Consider the following 18,120-nt stretch of genomic DNA (forward strand, 5'->3'; position numbering starts at 1 on the left):
GAGAGCGCGACGACAGGACGGCCGCCGTGGCTTTATCAGAGAACAACCTACTTAAATATTTCTTCAACTCCGGTGCCGAGGTTGATCCCGAAGGGCGCTTTAACCTCAGCCGCCAAACGCGTGCCCGCCGTTTAAGGGAGATATTCTCCATTCTACGGCGGCACCGCTTCCTGAGCGGGTTTTCGCCCGAGTCGTTCCGCGCAATGCTGGAAGATCTGGGCCCCAGTTTCGTGAAGATCGGCCAAACGCTTTCCACCCGCTCCGAGATACTGCCCAAGGCCTACTGCGACGAGTTGGCGAAGCTACAGATGGAATGCGACCCGTTGCCGTTCGAGCAGATACTCTCCACCCTCGACGACGTCTATGGCGAGCGCAAGGGCGACATCTTCGATGCCATCGACCCCACGCCGCTCGGTAGCGCGTCGCTTGCCCAGGTGCACAAGGCGCGCCTGGTCACCGGCGACACGGTTGCGGTGAAGATCCAGCGCCCCGGCGTGAAGGCCACTATGGCCCTCGACATCGACATCATGCGCATCGTGGCGCGTCATGCGTCTCGCTTCATGAAGGACACGCAGATGCTGGACCTGCGCGATGTGGTCGAGGAGCTGTGGGCCACCTTCCTTGAGGAGACGGACTTCGCCCGCGAGGCGGCGAACCTCCAGGAGTTCGCACTGCTGAACGCGGACGTGGCATTCATCGAATGCCCGAAGGTGTATCCGGAATTCTGCGACGAGTACGTGCTGGTCATGGAATACATCGACGGTATCCCCATCCTCGATCTGGTGCGACTGGAGGCGGCGGGCTACGATTTCGAGGAGATTGGCGAGAAGATCCTGGACAACTACGCCTCACAGATCCTTGACCATGGGTTCTTCCACGCCGACCCGCATCCGGGCAACCTGCTTGTCCGCAACGGGAAGATCGTCTACATCGACCTGGGAATTATGGGGCGGCTCTCGCCGCGCGACCGGGCCGGGTTCGGCAGCATCATCCAGGCGGTGGGCCTGATGAGCGCCACCGAGCTCAAGGATGCGCTGCTGTCGTTTGCCATTGCCAAGGACAACGCGGCCATCGATCATACTCGCTTTTTGGCCGATCTCGATATGCTGCTGGGCGACTACGGCGCCTGCGATGTGGCCGATATCGATATCGGCCAGTTCCTCACCGATATCCTGCTGCTTACCCGCTCCTGCAGAGTCACGCTTCCGTCATCCATCACCAGCGTTTCGCGCGGTATCGTCACGCTGGAGGGCACCATCGCGCCCTTCATTCCGAACCAGAACGTCGTGTCCATCATCAATGCCCATATCCAGCGATCGAAAGATCCGGCAGACGAGCTGAGGGCGACCATGGAGGATCTGGCGCGGGCGCTGCGTTCTTCGTCGCTCGGCATGGTGGAGGCAGCGCAGCATTCGGGCGAGGCGTTGAAAATGCTCACGCGCGGCCAGCTGAAAATGAACATGGAGATGCTGGGTTCCGACGCGCCGCTATCGCACTTGGCAACGATCATCAACCGCCTGACTATCGGCATTATCATCGCTGGCTTGTTCATGGGGTCGAGTATGGTGTCTCTCTCCGGTATGGAGCCGCGCTTGCTGGGCGTGCCGGTGCTTGCCTTCTTCGGCTACCTGGGTGCTGCCGTTCTCTCGGTGTGGGTGGTCGTGGATATCTGTCGCCGGAAGTGAGCGCGGGCGGGTGCGGTCGCGTTTCTTAGAAGCGGTGAGGCCTTGAGCTTTGGGGACGGGACTCGTTCGACCTAGCAGCCTAGGCGTCTGCGACTTTAGAAATGAAATAGTTTCACCTGATCAAATAGCCTGCAACCAAAAGTTGCGGAAAATTCCAACTGGAATAGGTCGTGCTTGGCTTCTCGCAACCGTAGTCTTTTGGGTACGCTAAGATGTACGAAACGAGAAAGGGACCTCATGAACGTCGAGATCGCACAGCGCCTGGCGGCGCGCCGCAAGCAAGCAGGATTGTCGCAGGAGGCGCTGGCCGAGCAGCTGGGCGTGTCGCGCCAAGCCGTATCGAAATGGGAGCGTTCTGAGTCGTCGCCCGACACCGACAACCTCATTGCGCTGGCGCAGCTTTACGGGCTCTCGCTCGACGAGCTGTTATATGTGGAAGATGAGATGCGCGATGACGTAGCATTCGAGGCAGCCGATCGCGCGGCGGAGCGTTGGTCTACTCAAGGGGACTCCTCAACGAATTGCGCGAGGGAGGGGTCTGCTTCGTCGGAAGACTCTGCTTCGCGTGACGAGAGCAGCGATGCGGGCGATGTGAATGAGGGGGGAGCGGACAGCAAAGCCTCTAAAGTGCGCATTGGCTTAGGCGGTATTCATGTCCTTGATGGTGATGACTACGTTCATGTATCCTGGCGCGATGGTGTGCACGTGAAAGACGCCAAGAAGGGCGATGAGGTGCATGTTGACTGGAACGGCGTTCATGTGACGGAAAGCGTACGAGGTGAAGATCGGGGCAGTGTTTGGGAAGAGGATCGCTGGTATCGACCTTGTGGCTATTCAGTCAACGGGGAGCGTTTCGATACGATGGATGACGCGCGTGCGAAATATGGGCCAGAGGTGGGTGCGACCATTCCTGTGCGCAAACACTACCTGCGCGAGTTCGAGAAGTCGTGGGTAAAGTTTCCCTACCCGCTCGTGGTCATTGTCGTGTATCTGCTGCTGGGCATCTTGAACGGCGCGTGGGGAGTGGGCCTGTTCCTGTTCCTGACCATCCCCGTGTACTACATGGTAGGTCATGCCGTCGGGCGCCGTCGCATCGCTCCGCTTATCTCGGGGGCGTACCCTATCGCCGTGGTTGCATGGTTTTGCTATATGGCATTCATACTGAATCAACCGCACCCTGCTTGGGTTGCTTTCCTTACCATCCCGCTGGTGGAATGGCTCGTGCACAGTTTGTCGCGCTGGTGGCGAGGACGCAAGCGTGCTAAGGAAGCTGCAAAAGTGGCTCCTATCGACGTGGACGCGCAGTAGGGAACCACGGGCAGGGCGAGCCTTGCAGGGGGGAGGGAATGTACCGCATCTGGTCAGGGCTTGGTGCATGCGGGACGTCTCTCTGGTTGGAATGGAATTCGTTTCGAAACGACGAGGGCCGCGACGATGATGTCGCGGCCCTCGTGCTCTGTCTTTCCTGGTGCTAGCAACTAGTCGCGGTCGGCGGCCTTTTGCTTGTCTTCTTTGGAGAAGCGGCTGTAATCGTAACCGTTGCTGCTGCGGTCGCTCTTCTTGGCGGCCGCGTTCTTCGTCCGGTTGCCGTGGCTGTCGCGAAAGGAGCTTTCGCCCTTGCTGCTGCCGCGCTCGTCGGCGAACTTGCCTTTGCGTGCGGGACGCGCGTTGTCGGAGGCATACGAGCGGTCGCTCTTCTTTGCGTGCGGTGCGGCGCTGCCGTTCGGCTTGAACTCGCTGCCCTTACGCGCATCGCGGGTATCGCGCGCCTCGCCGACGCGGCCCTCGTGGTGCTTCTTGGCGAGCTCGCCATTGCGGCCGCCCTTGCCCTCTGTTTTTGCTCCCTTATGCTCGCTCTTGTAGCCGTTGTCGGCGGTGGAGCGTCCGGCGGGCTTGCCGTAGCCCTTGCCGCTCGGACGGCCGGAGCCGCTGCGCGCGGGGCGGCCGGAGTTGCCGTAGGGCTTCCCGGAACCCTTACCCTTGCCGCTTCGTTCCGGCTTGGTCAGCAGGCTGGGGTCCAACTCGTAGGTCTCGATCTCCATGACGGGGATGTCTTTGCCGATGAGTCGTTCGATGCTGCGCAGGGTGCCGCGCGTCTCGCGGCTGACAAACGAGATAGCGTAGCCTTCCTCGCCGGCACGGCCTGTGCGGCCGATGCGGTGCACGTAGTCCTCCGGCATGTCGGGCAGGTCCAGGTTGATCACGTGGTCAACCTCGGGCACGTCGATGCCGCGCGCCAGCACGTCGGTGGCCACCAGCACGCCCGTCTTGCCGCGGCGGAAGTTCTCAAGTGCGCGGCGGCGCTGACCCTGCGACTTGTCGGAGTGGATGGACTCGGCACGGTAGCCGTTGTCGCAGAGCATGTCGGCGCAGTCCTCGGCGCGGTGCTTCGTACGCGCGAACACGATCACGCGCTCTGAGCCCTTCTCGTCCAGCACAGCTTCCAGCAGCTCCTGCTTGTTCTTGTGGGCGATGGGCATGATGAACTGGGCGACCGTCTTGGCGGTCTCGCCGTTGCGGGATACCTCCACGATGGCGGGGTCGCGCAGCAGGGAGCCCAGGTTCTTTTGGATGGAGTGGTCGATGGTGGCCGAGAACAGCAACGTTTGGCGGTTCTCCGGCGTTTCGTTCACGATGGTGGTCACGTCGGGCAAGAAGCCCATGTCCAACATGCGGTCGGCCTCGTCGAGCACCAGCACCTCGATGCCGCCCAGGTCAACGACGCCGCGGGCCATGAGGTCCTTCAGGCGCCCGGGCGTGGCGATGAGTACGTCGGTGCCGCCGCGCAGTTCCTTGATCTGCGGCCCATAGGGCGTGCCGCCGAATACCGTGGTAGTGAAATGCCTGGTCTGGCGCGTGATTTGCATGCAGGTGTTAGCGATCTGCTGAGCAAGTTCGCGTGTCGGGCTTACTACCAGCATGCGCGGCGCGCGGGCGCGGCCCTTCATGCGCGGCAGGGCGGACAGCACGGGCAGCAGAAACGCCGCGGTCTTGCCCGTACCGGTGCTGGCGGCGGCGATAAGGTCGCGGCCTTCCATGACCAAGGGTATGGCCTGCTCCTGTACGGGGGTGGGGTCGGTGTATCCCATGCGCTCGACAGCGACAAGCGCGGTCTCGGACAAGCCGAGGTCGGCAAAGGTAGTCATATTCTTATGTCCCATTCTCTTATTGGCGCGCGGCCCTGTGCCTCGCGTCTGGTCGCACCCGCTCCTGCGGCGTGCTGGCGCTTGACTCGAGCCGCTTTCCGCAATCTATTGGCGTTCTGCGCGAAGAGAAGGGAGAAAGAATTTCGTGTAAAGCAACTGCACAGTATGAATGACTCCGTACTATCCTGGCGGCGTAAGGATGAAAAATCGGTATTGTGTGCGAAACTCCATGACTTGGTCTGAGCGAAAGGTGAAAGGTAGGAGTGCCGTTTTCGGAGGATCGCTGCCCGCGTGCTTTGGTTGTGAGAGCGAGCCTCTAAGATAAGGTTGCCGACAGGCATCCTCGGCTCGTGTCTGTCGGAGCGGCGGCAGATGCTTCGAGAGGTGGTTCGATTAACGAATGGTTGTTCACTGCATTGACGTAGGTCAGCGAATTTAAACTTATAGTTGTATTGAACTATATAAATATGATAATATGCTTATAGGTAAAGCATGAAGGTGCAAGGGGATCGAGCGCTTGCGGTGCTTCACGTAACGATAAGTATGCAAGGACTAGGTAAGAGGGGATAAGGAGGAGCAATGGATAAGGCTTACGATATTTCAAGGCGTGCGTTTGTTTCGGGGGTTGCCGCCCTTGGTGCGCTTACGGCTGCTGCGGGTCTTTCCGCGAGCCCACTGGTGGCTCATGCAGCGCAGGGGGAAGGCACGGAGGCGGGTTCAGTAGTCAAAAAACATGTATGGTGTCAGATGTGCGGCTTGTCTGAAACATACTGTGGTACGTTGTGCACGGTCAAAGACGGAAAATTCGTGCACGTCGAAGGTAATCCGCTGGCAGGTAACAACTCCGGCCACGGCGGTCGTACTTTGTGTGCTAAAGGCAATTCCGCTCCTCAGCTTGTCTACGATCCCTCGCGCATCCTATACCCCATGAAGCTCGTCGGAGAAAAAGGCAGCGGTAAATTTGAGCGCATTACGTGGGATGAAGCGCTGGACACCATCGCTTCGAATCTGAAAAAATACAAAGAGCAGTACGGTCCCGAAACGTTTTTCATCTTTTCGGGGCAATCGGCCGAGTGCGTCGACACGCTGGGCATGCGCCTGCTCAACCTGTATGGCAGTCCCAACTGGTGCCATAATGGTATCTGCTGGGATCAACGCGAAACGACCAAAGCGTGCACCATCGGCAAGGCTTCCACGTTCCCCGGGCAAATCGATAAAACGAAGCTCTTGGTCACGTGGGGCACTAATAAAGAGAACACCGGCGTCAACCAAACGCGCGGTAAAAACTACGACCGCATTCGCCAATCCGAGCGCGGCATGATCACTGTCGATATCCGTCCCATGTATGAGCCGATGACCGTCCATTCCGACGTATGGGTCCCTGTTCGTCCTGGCACCGACGGCGCCTTGGCTCTGGCCATTCTCCATGTCATCATCAAAGAAGACTTGTACGATCACGAATTCACCACCAACTGGTGCAACGGCTTCGATAAACTTGTCGAGCATGCCACGCAGTTTACGCCCGAATGGGCTAGCGACATAACGGGCGTTCCGACCGAGCAAATCGTTGAAGTTGCTCGCATGATGGGCACCATGAAGCCCATGGCCCTCATGGACGGCAATGGATTTGGCGATCAGACGAACGATGGCACCTGGACTGCGGTATCCATCTTCCTCATTCAAGCCATCACCGGCAACCTGGATGTACCGGGCGGCAACGGAGCTGGCCTCAAAGGCCCCGACCCCATGTTCAAGTTGAGCGACATGGGCTGGTTTCTCCCCACAATCCACGAATTCGACAAGCTCGAGGCGAGCGAAGAGGACAAGAAGAACGACTGGCAGCCGGGCACGAGCAAACTTTTAGCTCCCGAGTTCCCTCGTTGGGCTTATGGCAAGTTCACTTACTCGTTGGCATCATGCAACCCGCGTGTACTTGAGGCGCTCGAGTCGGAGCAGCCCTACAAGCCGCGTGTCATCTTCTCGCATGCCACGAATTCCCTTTCGTGCCTGCGTCAGCCAAAACGCATTCGTGAACTGCTTAAACTCTGCGATTTCCACTTTACCATGGACACACATTGGAACCCTACCTGCGACTATTGCGATATCGTTTTGCCCGCCTGCACGCAGTATGAAGCCAGCGATCAGATACATATGAACGATACCCTTACCCACACGTTTATCTCGGTCAACCACAAGCTCGTCGAACCCCTGGGCGAATCGATGTCGGACTACAAGTTCTACGCCGAACTGTCGAAGCGCATGGGTTACGAGAAAGACTGGTGGGACGGCGATAACGACGGCATACTCAAATACCTGCTCGAAGGATCGGGCTTTACGCTCGAGCAACTTCGCCAAGCTAATGAAGGCGTCGCAGTGGAGCGTCCTATCGAGCAGCAGATTGTTGTGGAGCCGGAGTATCGCCGCTACGAGGAACTGTTCTCGACGTTACCCAACAACAAGGTACAGTGCTACCACGAGCTGTTCGGCGGCAAAATGGACAACACTGACAAGGGGACGCTTGGCTATCTTCCCGTCTATGTGGGGCCGCCTGAAAATCTGGCCAAAAAAGACCTGGCTAACGAATATCCGCTGGTATTCTCTGATGTGCACGGACATCGTCTCGCCCAACACAGCCATCGCAACAACTTACCTTGGTGTCGCGAGATCATGCCGAATCCTTGGTGCAAGATAAATCCTGCAACGGCAGCTCAATATGGTATCGCTGACGGAGACTGGATGAAAATCGAATCGCCTCATGGTTGGTGCCTGCTGACGGCTGAGTATTTCGAGGGCATTGCGCCCGACGTCCTTATGGCTCGTCGCGGTTGGTGGCAGGACTGTCAAGAACTCGGCTTGTCCGGACATGACAACGGCGACGGTGGTTCCGAATGTAACGTTTTATACGACAGCAATCCTGACAACTGGGATAAATTCTCAACGGCATCGGCCAAGCAGACGCTCGTCAAGATCAGCAAGTGGGAGGGGTAGGCCATGTCGAACCAATTGATGATTTACTCGGATTCCGATCGCTGCATCAAATGCTGGGCTTGCCAGGTAGCGTGCAAGCAGTGGCATGAAACGAAGGCAGCAACGTCGTCGCGCAGAAACGTTATCGAGTACACGTCGGGAACGTTTCCCCACGTGGAGCGCACGTTCTTGTCGATGGGATGTATGCACTGCGAAAAGCCTGGATGTGTGTCGGTGTGTCCCGCAGGCGCTATCACGAAGCGCGGCGAGGACGGCATTGTCGTGGTTGATCGCGATAAGTGTATCGGATGCCACTATTGCTACTTCGCGTGTCCCTTCGGCGTGCCGAGCTACGACGAAGAAGGCATGGACAAGTGTGATATGTGCTTGAGCCTAGGAGTTGATGAAGAGGGGCGTCCGACCCCGCACTGTGTTGCCACGTGCCCGACCCAGGCGCTCTATTTCGGCACGCAGGAAGAGATAGACGAGGTCATTGCCCAGAAAGAGGCAACAAAGGCGCTCGCGCACGTATCTCAAGTTTAGCTGGCCTTACACGAGAATATCCGCCTTGCGCCGCAGCTGCCGTGCGCGAGGCGGGGGATGAATAGAGAGAGGGGGTGCTTCCATGACGGTACAGTCAATGTGGGGTTTGGAGCCGGCGATCTATCTGTTTTTGGGTGGTCTTGCGGGCGGAACGTTCTTTGTTTCAGCTATCGTGCGTCTGGTAACGAAGGATAGGTTTCCTCGTCTGGCTTTGATAAGCCCTTGGGTGAGCGCAGGTGCGCTTGCGGTTGGCCTGCTCTGCCTGGTGGTGGAGGTTGAGAAGCCTCTTCAGGCTTTGATGATGTGGAAGAGCTTCGTGAATTTTGGGTCGTGGATGACTATCGGAGCATGGCTCCTGTTCGCGGCTATCGCAGTGTTTGGCGTATGCGCGATATTTTCCACGCCGCGTTTGGCCACGGCGGTCGAAAGCCTTATCAAGCCGTTGAAGTCGGCTCGAAAGGGCATCGTTCGGGTTACGCTGATGGTGGGTGCGGTGCTTGGTTTGCTGGTTGCCGCCTACACCGGCGTGCTGCTGATGGCGGCAGGTGCCATTCCTCTGTGGAATACCGCGCTTATCCCGACGCTGTTTACCGTATCGGCCCTTGATGCAGGTGCCTCGGTAACCATCGCGTGTCTTTTGCTTGAGAAGGGCAGTCAAACGGCTCGGTCGAAGAAAGCGTTGACGGGTGCGGTGTTGGGTTTGGTGGCAGCCGAGGCCGTGGTGCTGTCGGTGTTGCTGCTGACGCTTTCGAGCGGTAGCCCAGGTCAGTTTGTTTCGGCATCAACGCTGATAGAGGGTTCGCTGAGTATGCCGTTTTGGGGTTTGGTTGTGAGCATTGGCTTGGTAGTCCCGTTTGTTTTGGGTGCGGTGGAGCTTACGGGTCTGGTAAAAAACGAAGAGCTTGCTCGGATACTGCACTTCATAGCGGTGGCTTGTGCGCTGGTTGGGGGCTTTGCGTTGCGCTACGTTATCCTTGCTGCGGGTATTCATGGGGTAATGGTAAGTCCGGATACGCAGCAGGCCATCATGGGTGTTTATAACCTTATTTTGTAGTTGTGGTATAGAGGGGGTATCGTGTCTTCATCAGACTTGAGCGAAACGAAAGAGCTCGCACAGAACAGAGCGCTTGGCTACGCATTGTTCGCCGATCTGTTTTTCCAGGAAGCTAACGAGGCATTTGTGGAGCGGTTGCGTGAAAGTGCGCTTGCGGGGGCGGATGACGCGGCGTTTTTTGCTGAGCCGCTTGTCGGACTGAACATGCAGGAAGCGGTATCTCAGCTGCGAAGCGAGTACGCGGCATTGTTCCTGGCAATGAGCGCAACGCCAGTGTTCACCTCGGAGTCGGCCTATCTGAGCAGCAGCAACTGCCTTATGCAAGAGCAACGCGACCAGGTGGTTCGGGCGTATCGCGCTGAGGGATTTGAGGTGTCGGAGGATTTCAGGCAGCCCGAAGACCATATCGCGGTGGAACTGAGCTTCATGTCTCGTCTGTGCGCTTTGGCTGCCTCTTCTGCCGAGCGTGGTGATGACGCGATGTTTTTGGAATACACGGCCAAGCAAAAGGAATTCTATCAGACCCATATTGCCCGGTGGATTCCCCTTTTCTGCCAGCTTGTCCAAGACCATCCAAAGGCTTCCTTTTTCCGCCCGGTAGCGTGCAGGTTGGATGGTTTTCTTGCCATGGAAGCATCGCTTCTTGATGAGGCTTTGCTTCCGGCTTAAAACGAAGATGGATATCGTGGGGCAAAAGCTACAAAGCGGTGCGGAGCGAGGGAGCATTGTCATATAATGAATAAACAATATGACAAGGAGTGACGAGTGTGAGCGAAGCAGCCAGCAAGATATCGATTGACGAAGAAAGCGGTGTGCCAATTTGGCTGCAGCTGCGCAACCGACTGGTGTACTTGATAGAGTCGGGTGCCTTTCAAGAGGGAGACAAGCTGCCGACGGTGCGTGAAATGGCGGTCGACCTGGGAGTCAATTACAACACGGTAGGCAAGGTCTATCAGGATATCGAGCGCGACGGCTATATTGTCTCGAAGCGGGGAAAGGGCACGTTTGTTGCCCGCACCCGCATGCGCGTAGGGGGGACCGATAATCCCGAAGAGGTGCTGGCAGGTGAATTCATCAGGCAATGCAAGGAGCTTGGGGTGCCCGAGTGCGATATCGTGGGGCTTGTTCAGCGCTCTATCGATATGTCTCATGGTAAGGGTGCAATGAAGGCATGGGTCGTCATGGGCGGCGAAAGAGGAAGAGATGAAGCGCAGAACGCATAAATCTGACGAGGCCGAGCGGTTTCGCGAGATTGAAGAGTCCCATCATCGCCCCCTTACGACGGAAATCGAGAACAACGATGCGTCTCGGTCGGGTATCTATCTGTTCACGATAGGTATGTTCGTGATGGGGGTCGCGGTTACCTTGGCGCTGACTTCCCCTTGGCTGTCGATAGGAACTATTATTGCCTCTCTCTTTGCGGGCTGGTTGCTGGCACAGTTGATTCGTATTGCTCCTCAATGGGAGCGTGTATCTATTCTTCGGTTTGGTCGCTTTTCTCGCATTGCGGGTCCGGGCCCCTTTTTTGTCATTCCCTTTGCTGAATATGCTGCCATGTACGTTGACCACCGCATTATGGCAGACTCATTTTCCGCCGAAGAGGCGCTCACCGCCGACTTGGTTCCGGTTGACGTGGATGCCATTTTGTTTTGGATGGTGTGGGATGCCGAAAAAGCCTGTCTCGAGGTGGAAAATTATCCAAAAGCAGTGCTATGGTCTGCCCAAACCGCCATGAGAGATGCTATTGGCCAGATTAATTTGGCTGATCTTTCCATGAGGCGCAAACAGATCGATCACGAGTTGGAGCAGGCGCTTGCTGCCAAATGCGAGCAATGGGGAATAACCGTGCTCTCGGTTGAGATTCGCGATATCTCTATTCCCCGCGAGCTGCAACATGCTCTCTCGCGCGAAGCGCAGGCTCAGAAGGAACGTGATGCGCGCATTATTCTTGCTGAGGTCGAAAAGGATATCTCGGAGATGTTCGTCGAGGCAGCAGATGTGTACGACCGCAACCCGCGTGCAATGGAATTGCGTGCGATGAACTTGGCGTACGAAGGTGCAAGGGATGCCAAAAGCGTCTTGCTGGCACCGAGCGCGCTAGCTGATGGTTTCAATGTGGGTAGGAATTGCGGACGAGACTGATCGAGCGGGACGTTAGCAGCCCGCACTAAAGAAATGCCCACCCTATCGCACGTGGGCAGCTTGCGCCAAGATGCACCCAGTAGTGGCAATCTGTAACAAAAGTAATACTACCCCCTTTTCGTCACTTTACAGAGGGGCGTCTTTCTTCCCATAATGGAGCAAAGGCAGGGGTGATTTTGATATCCCTGAATGAGCGACAAGAAGGGGAGGCGAAATGAAGACGAAAACTCAGGAAACTGAAGAAGTCGTATATTCCATTAACGCGCAAAGCGAAGAGGGCCTCAGCAGGCGAGGTTTTCTTGGGGTTGGCGCTGCTATGGCTGGCGCCGTTGCGGCTTTGGCGGTCGGGTGCACGCCCGCGTCTGCTGCTGACAAGCCTGGTAAAGGGTCGGCCGAACCGGCCGCTAACGTTTCCAGTCTGACTGGATGGACGGGTACGCCTGCGGACATCGCGGCGCTGGGCGGATCTACCATGCCGCTTGCAGATCTGAACAAGTACCGCGAGGATTATATTAACAAGCAGGTTGAATTCAAACTTGCCGACGGCACGGTTGTTCCTGTGGTGTATGCAAAGGTTCGCGCACTTATCCATACCTACGGCATGGGCTGCGGCAATACTCCTTTCGATTTCTCGTGGGAAGCTCTCCTCAAAGACTTCACCGAAGAAGATGCTCAGGCATTTTTGGAAATGCCCCGGGGTGTAGAGTTTACGGCCATGGATCTTTATGAAAAAACCGGTCGTCCTCGTGAAGAATGCACGGCGGTCTGCGACCGAGTGGCCACTGCGGGATACCTCTGCCGCTACGAGACGGCTGACGGCACTGTGTACCACCAGGTTCCCTACTTCCAGGGTATTGTGGAATACCACTTCGACCGGACGGCAGCAGGAGACGGCAGCTACAACGTCGGAATCGCAGGTCTTGATTACGCTGCGGATACGGCAGGCACGGGAACTCCTACGTTCTATGCGATGCCGTGCGACAAATCGGTGACCACCGACAACGTCATTCTTCCGTTTGACGATGTGCAGGAGATCATCAACACGAAAAACAAGCTCGCTATTGCGCCGTGCTACTGTCGCTACAATGCCCTCTACATGGCGGGCATCGAGGACAAGCCCTCCTTTGCCGAATTCGCGACGGGTGAGTTCGAGGATTACTTTTCGCCCATCTGCAATCAGCGTGTTGAAACCTGCCTTATGATGGGTCGCGAAGCGGAATACTGGATCAGCCGTGGCATTGCTCGTGAGATCACCCGCGAGCAAGCAGGGAGCTACATGAAGCGCTCCGCAGACGACGGTTTCATTCTTCAAAGCTGCTTTGGCAAAGATAGCGAAACCATCTGCTCCTGCCACTCCGATTCGTGCATGATCATGAGCATGTGGAATGCTCTTGGCGATCCTACGACTATCGGATCAACGCAGCCGTTCGGGCAGATCAGCCATTATTCCCTCAAGGTCGAGCTGAGCAAGTGCAAGAAATGCGGAACCTGCATGCAGCGCTGCCCCGTGCACGCCATTACGATGGACGGTGAAGGGGGAACACCTCAGGTCAACATGATGTGCTTCCGTTGCGGCCAGTGCGCCTATGTCTGCCCCGAGAAGGCTCGCGAGCTGGCACCGCGCCCCGACGAAGAGAATCTTGAGCTTCCGCGCGACTTCCTCGACGATGCCAACATGAAGGCAGCTTATCGCTTCGAGCATGGAGTGATTGGCGATCCTATGAGTGCTGAGGAAATTCAAGGCATGATGGCGGCCGCGCAATCCGCTGCGAAATAGCGTAGCGTCTGGGTGAAAAGGGTACTCGAAAAGCGCGGTGCGTAAAGACCGAGCTACTCAGGTAGGCCCAATACAACGAGGTAAGCATGCCGAGAGCGGGGTCGTTCATAGAGAGCGGTCCCGCTTGGCCATAGCATCAAGGAAAGGAGGCGGATTACATGCATGAGATGTCGTTAGTGCGCAAGGTGGTAGACGTTGTGCTTTCGGAGTGCGAAGGTAAGAACATTGCTCGAGTACGAACGGTTCATTTGTCTATCGGCGAGCTGAGCGATGTGGTCGAGGAATACGTCCAAAGCCTTTTTCAGTTTTTGGCGCGGGATACCATCGCGGAAAACGCCGAGGTCGCTATTACTCGTATTCCTGTCAATGTGCGCTGCAACCAATGTTGTAATATATTTCCCATCGAGATCCGTAACGAGGACACATGGGAATGTCCGCGATGTCACGCGGTCCATGACTACCGTCTTTTTTCGGGCCGCGAGTTTCGTGTCGATAATATCGACGTAGAGGCTGCCGTTTCTTCCGCTGAAGCGGTTTTGCCGCTGGAGTGATTGAATTCTGCGGGTGCGGCGTCATTGGCGGGATCCACGACAGGTAGAAGGCAGGTTAGCATCATGGAAGATGTGCGCGTCATAGAAGTCAAGCAAGAAGTGCTGTCCGACAACAGCAAGGCTGCGGATAGTTTTCGTACCGTACTCGCCCAAAGAGGCACCTTTTTCCTTGACATTATGGCCTCGCCAGGTGCAGGGAAGACAACCTTGCTCCTTGCCCTTATCGCGCGGCTCAAAGCGCGCGGCGTGACTGATCTGGGCGTTATAGAGGCTGATCTTGAGTCGGATGTGGATGCGCTTAAAATCAAAGAGGCCGGCGTCGCTTCGGTTGAGCTGAATACGCGTGGTATCTGTCATGTAGAAATGGGCATGGTAAAAAAGGCATACGAAGCGTTTGCGGATAGGCGGTTCGCATATCTGTTCCTTGAGAATATCGGCAATCTTGTGTGTCCCGCTGAGTTCGATACGGGCGCTCATTCTCGTATCATGCTCTTGTCGGTGCCTGAGGGCTACGACAAAGTGTACAAGTACCCGCCGATGTTTGCGGTTGTGGATGCACTGGTGGTAACGAAGTCTGACTACCTGTCGATGAACCCCGACTTCGATATGGATGCTCTTCGTAAACAAGCGCGGGCACTGAACTCAGACCTTCAGATTTTCGTTGTTTCTGCGCGGACTGGCGAGGGTATCGATGAGCTGGCCACATGGCTCGAGGGACGCCGTGATGCGTCGGAAGTAGAAAAGACCCCGGTAGAGGTGTCGTAACCTCGTTTTTCTGTGAGATAAGTAGTCTACTGTGGAGGAGCCGTCGGTTGCGATTGCTCCTCTGCTTTTTGGGCATCGTATTCGAGAACCGCTTCAAGATATCTTTGGTCGGCGCTGCCGTCGATGTGGAGGCACCCTCCAACGTAGAGACTCATATAGATCATGCGGCACGCCACGCGATCGATGGACTCTTTCATGCCGTCTTTCACCCAGTCGTGGATGATGAATTGGTCTCCAAGGAATACATAGCGGGCAACAAAGTCTTTGGTGAGAAGGCCATCTCCGAGCTCTTTGCGTCGGCATTCGTCTTCGAGATACTCCTTCGTGATATCGACGCTTCTGTTCGCCAGATTTATGAGATAGGGAGAACTGAGGGCTTCCACGTAGGCGACCTGAGCGAACTGCGGGTTTTCGCGACAGAACTCAAGCCGCTTGGTTGCGCATTCGATAAACCATATGGTTGCGTCTTTCTTGCTATCAAAACAGCCGAGCCGCATATCGACTCCATCGACTACGTAAAGCGGGTCGACGCAAAATGCATCGTAGCAGTCCAAAACTAAGTCGTAGATGCTGCTGTAGTGGTCGTAGAAGACCTTTCTTGAAACGCCAGCTTGTTTGGTGAGATCTGAGATTCTTATTTTTTGCAAAGGCTTTTCTTTCAAGCTGTCCAGCAAGGCTTTTCTTAGGCCATCCTTCGTTCGTGCTACTCGGATATCGGCTTTCATGAAATCCCCTTCCCTTACTCCTGCCCTTATTATACACAGAACACTCAACGGCTTTGCGGGATGGTGCGGTTGGCTCCGTCGGAAGCGGAGTGTTGGGGCTTGGGGTTTGGGTTGGGGCTTGACGCGAGGCTGAATGGGGAGCCTGAACGCTTGGGCGTGCGTTTGAGCGCGGGCGCGTGGGTTTGGGTGTGGGTTGAGCGTGGACCGACCCGTGGGTCGAGCGTGCTTGCTTGCGGCTGCTTGCGGTTGCTTGCTTGCGTCAACCCAGCACGCGCCAGTCGGGCAGCACTTCTTCAGCTGTGCGCGTGCTATAATACCTTTGAACTACTACATTGCGACAATAGGGCACCAAGCATTCCGGGGAAGGAGGGCGAGGTCTGGCATGTTCAGCATGCTTACCACGTGCTATCTCTTTCTGGGCGGCACCGGTGCCGGTGCGCTTGTCGTATTGAGCGTCTTGGAATGTGCGAATGCCCGGCGACGGGCTGCGAGCCCGTGGGGCGCACGGACCCGCTTCGAGCGAGCATGCGCGCTCCCCGATGAGTTCTTCGCCCGAGGATGGCCGCTTTGCTTCGTTGTATTGGCTCTGGGAATGCTGTGCTTGCTGGTGGACTTGGGCCGGCCTGACCGGTTGCTCGGCCTGTTGGTGTCGCCGCAGCTGTCTGCTATCTCGGTAGGGGCGTATGCCCTGGTGGTTGCCTTGATGTGCGCGGGTGCGTTCTCGCTGGCCGCGCTGCTTGACGGCGTGCGCGGGGGTCCGGCGGCGGTGTATGTGTTGGCGGGCGTTGGTGTGGTGGCCGGTGTGGTGACCATGGCGTATACGGGCGTTTTGCTGCAAAGCCTGGCCTCGGTGCTGTTCTGGCAGACACCCCTGCTGCCCCTGCTCTTCGTGCTGTCGTCGACATCGTGCGGTATCGCCTGCGTGTTCCTGAGCGCTGCCTTTGTCGAAGCGCGGCAGCCGTTCGTGCGGCCGCTGGTGCTGTTGGCGCGTATCGATGGGGTAATCATCGTTGCTGAGGCGCTGTGTTTGGCAGCGTATCTGCTGCTTGCAAGCGCCGGTGAGGGCACGCGTCTTGCGGTCGAGGCACTGGTTGCCGGCGTGCAGGCACCGCTGCTCTGGGGCGGTATCGTGGTTGGCGGGATGGTACTGCCGTTTGCGTTGGAGCGGTTCATCACGCACGGCAACAGCCGCACCCAGTTCGTGTGGATAGCGGCATTGCTGCTGGTGGGCGGTTTCACGCTGCGCTTCTGCATCGTGGGCGTTGCTGCCTGGGATGTTACGCAGATGCCGGATATGCTGTATGGCTTGAGCTTGGGCTTGGGATGAAAGGCGAGGAACTATGAACCGACGCAAAGCGGACCGCGTGCTCAGGGATGCGCCCTATGCATTCAACGACAAAGAAGCCGAGATCCGTGCGGCCACGACCTTTGTTCCGCGCAAGTCGTCGCGCAACGGAGCGCTCATCTTCAGCATTACCGCGTTTATTGCAACCTGCGCGGTAGTGTTGGGCGCCTTCTATGTGGCGACGGGTGCTATCGGGGTGGAGGCCGTGGTCTTCATGCTGCTGGCTGCGCTCTTGGTGCTGTCGTCCACCCATATTGCGTTGAGCTGGGAAAAGGTGGTTGTACTGCGGCTTGGCAAGTTGAATCGCGTGGTGGGGCCGGGCTTATACTTCACCATCCCCATTATCGAGCACGGCACCATTCGCGTAGACCAGCGCACCATCGCCACGCCGTTCTACGCCGAGAAGACGCTCACGGCCGACCTGGTGCCGGTGAACATCGACGCCGTGCTGTTCTGGGTGGCGTGGGATGCTGAGAAGGCCTGTACCGAGGTGGAGGACTATTACGCGGCGGTGTCGTTCTTGGCGCAGACGGCCCTGCGCGAGGCGGTGGGCCGCTCGACCGTGGCTGAGGTGGCCCTGCGACGCGACCAGCTGGATGTGGAGATAAAGGATGACATCGAAAAGGAGGCTGCCGGGTGGGGCGTGGATATCATCTCGGTGAAGGTGCGCGACATTGTGATTCCCAGCGAATTACAGGAAGCCATGTCGCTTGAGGCTCAGGCTGATAGAGAGCGCAGCGCCCGCATGTCGGTAGCCAGCGTCGAAGTCGATCTGGCCGAGATGCTCGCGGAGGCCGCGCGGGTCTACGGCGACCCTGAGGCGGCGCTCAAGTTGCGCACGATGCTCATGCAGTACGATACCGTTAAAAAGTCGAAGAGCGCGGTGGTTACCGTGCCGAGCTCGTTTAGCGATGGCTTTACCGAGGGAGTTTCGGGCAAGGTGGGCAATGGCTCTCGTGATTGAGCGAGGGGCTAGCTGCGTTGATTACGCGAAAGTTACGACATATGCCACCTGCGACGATGCTGACTTGCTACTATAATATTACCAAGCAACTAAAAGAAAGCTTCTCGTATGAGCCGATTAGAATCATTCCAACTCGATTACAGCAGCGGTCTGCCTGTGTGGATACAGGTGAAGAACCGCCTTGCCTACCTTATCGGGGCGGGAGAGTACCATGCGGGCGATCGGCTCCCCACGGTGCGTGCTTTGGCGGTCGATCTCGACATCAGTTACAACACGGTGAACCGCGCCTACATGGATTTGGAGCGAGAGGGCTACATTTCCACCCGTAAGGGCCGCGGCACCTTTGTAGCCGAGCGTCATTCGGTGGGGGCTGCCATGGCTTCGGATACTACGGTTGAGTTACTTGCCGACGACCTTATTCGCACCTGCTCGAACGTCGGGATGTCTGATGACGAT

At 57.1% G+C, this 18,120-nt stretch carries 16 protein-coding genes; 14 read left to right on the forward strand and 2 right to left on the reverse strand.

All coding sequences use genetic code 11. From position 1 onward, the window contains the following. Positions 1 to 26 precede the first annotated feature (26 nt). A complete protein-coding gene (locus RR842_RS02000) occupies positions 27 to 1,685 on the forward strand; it encodes a lipopolysaccharide core heptose(II) kinase RfaY (protein WP_332512408.1) in 1,659 nt (552 codons plus the stop codon). A 237-nt stretch (positions 1,686 to 1,922) separates the two neighbouring features. Then, positions 1,923 to 2,993 carry a helix-turn-helix transcriptional regulator gene (locus RR842_RS02005; protein ID WP_332517840.1) on the forward strand — a complete coding sequence of 357 codons (1,071 nt, stop codon included), beginning with the start codon at positions 1,923 to 1,925 and terminating at the stop codon, positions 2,991 to 2,993. A gap of 170 nt (positions 2,994 to 3,163) precedes the next feature. Here RR842_RS02005 and RR842_RS02010 read toward each other — a convergent pair whose 3' ends face one another. After that, complete coding sequence (locus RR842_RS02010) at positions 3,164 to 4,831, reverse strand: DEAD/DEAH box helicase (protein WP_332728890.1); 1,668 nt, start codon at positions 4,829 to 4,831, stop codon at positions 3,164 to 3,166. A gap of 579 nt (positions 4,832 to 5,410) precedes the next feature. Between RR842_RS02010 and RR842_RS02015 the strand changes: the two genes are divergently transcribed. The 9 genes from RR842_RS02015 to hypB all read left to right on the forward strand — a co-directional run bounded on the left by RR842_RS02015 (position 5,411) and on the right by hypB (position 14,630). Next, entirely contained in the window at positions 5,411 to 7,819 is a 2,409-nt protein-coding gene (locus RR842_RS02015) for a molybdopterin-dependent oxidoreductase (RefSeq protein ID WP_332728892.1), read from the forward strand. Positions 7,820 to 7,822: 3 nt separating this feature from the next. Beyond that, positions 7,823 to 8,341 carry a 4Fe-4S dicluster domain-containing protein gene (locus tag RR842_RS02020; protein WP_332512412.1) on the forward strand — a complete coding sequence of 173 codons (519 nt, stop codon included), beginning with the start codon at positions 7,823 to 7,825 and terminating at the stop codon, positions 8,339 to 8,341. An 82-nt stretch (positions 8,342 to 8,423) separates the two neighbouring features. Next, positions 8,424 to 9,395, forward strand: a complete 972-nt coding sequence (gene nrfD, locus RR842_RS02025; protein WP_332728893.1) for an NrfD/PsrC family molybdoenzyme membrane anchor subunit — start codon at positions 8,424 to 8,426, stop codon at positions 9,393 to 9,395. Positions 9,396 to 9,416: 21 nt separating this feature from the next. Continuing rightward, complete coding sequence (locus RR842_RS02030) at positions 9,417 to 10,064, forward strand: molecular chaperone TorD family protein (protein WP_332512416.1); 648 nt, start codon at positions 9,417 to 9,419, stop codon at positions 10,062 to 10,064. A gap of 98 nt (positions 10,065 to 10,162) precedes the next feature. Further along, positions 10,163 to 10,618 carry a GntR family transcriptional regulator gene (locus tag RR842_RS02035; protein WP_332512418.1) on the forward strand — a complete coding sequence of 152 codons (456 nt, stop codon included), beginning with the start codon at positions 10,163 to 10,165 and terminating at the stop codon, positions 10,616 to 10,618. Continuing rightward, the gene (locus RR842_RS02040; protein ID WP_332521118.1) at positions 10,599 to 11,537 is read left to right on the forward strand and encodes a slipin family protein; all 939 of its coding nucleotides are present in this window, start codon (positions 10,599 to 10,601) and stop codon (positions 11,535 to 11,537) included. The genes RR842_RS02035 and RR842_RS02040 overlap by 20 nt, the downstream gene beginning before the upstream one ends. 214 nt (positions 11,538 to 11,751) lie before the next feature. Further along, on the forward strand, positions 11,752 to 13,314 hold the full coding sequence (locus tag RR842_RS02045; RefSeq protein WP_332512422.1) for a 4Fe-4S binding protein: 1,563 nt from the start codon (positions 11,752 to 11,754) through the stop codon (positions 13,312 to 13,314). A 158-nt stretch (positions 13,315 to 13,472) separates the two neighbouring features. Beyond that, a complete protein-coding gene (gene hypA, locus RR842_RS02050) occupies positions 13,473 to 13,865 on the forward strand; it encodes a hydrogenase maturation nickel metallochaperone HypA (RefSeq protein WP_332512424.1) in 393 nt (130 codons plus the stop codon). 63 nt (positions 13,866 to 13,928) lie between these two features. Then, on the forward strand, positions 13,929 to 14,630 hold the full coding sequence (hypB, locus tag RR842_RS02055; RefSeq protein ID WP_332512426.1) for a hydrogenase nickel incorporation protein HypB: 702 nt from the start codon (positions 13,929 to 13,931) through the stop codon (positions 14,628 to 14,630). Between the two features lie 26 nt (positions 14,631 to 14,656). On the opposite strand, the gene RR842_RS02060 is transcribed toward hypB, so the two are convergent. Next, entirely contained in the window at positions 14,657 to 15,355 is a 699-nt protein-coding gene (locus RR842_RS02060; protein ID WP_332512428.1) for a TetR/AcrR family transcriptional regulator, read from the reverse strand. 382 nt (positions 15,356 to 15,737) lie between these two features. Here RR842_RS02060 and nrfD (RR842_RS02065) point away from each other — a divergent pair, with 382 nt between their 5' ends. The 3 genes from nrfD (RR842_RS02065) to RR842_RS02075 form a co-directional block, all read left to right on the forward strand. Beyond that, positions 15,738 to 16,682: an NrfD/PsrC family molybdoenzyme membrane anchor subunit gene (gene nrfD, locus RR842_RS02065; RefSeq protein ID WP_332553168.1), complete on the forward strand. Its 945-nt coding sequence runs from the start codon at positions 15,738 to 15,740 to the stop codon at positions 16,680 to 16,682. A gap of 13 nt (positions 16,683 to 16,695) precedes the next feature. After that, complete coding sequence (locus RR842_RS02070) at positions 16,696 to 17,664, forward strand: slipin family protein (protein ID WP_332713993.1); 969 nt, start codon at positions 16,696 to 16,698, stop codon at positions 17,662 to 17,664. A 108-nt stretch (positions 17,665 to 17,772) separates the two neighbouring features. Beyond that, on the forward strand, positions 17,773 to 18,120 hold a 348-nt coding region (locus tag RR842_RS02075; protein WP_332521874.1), incomplete at its 3' end, for a GntR family transcriptional regulator.

Origin of the sequence: Gordonibacter sp., from assembly GCF_036667095.1 — a bacterium.
Lineage (GTDB): Bacteria > Actinomycetota > Coriobacteriia > Coriobacteriales > Eggerthellaceae > Gordonibacter.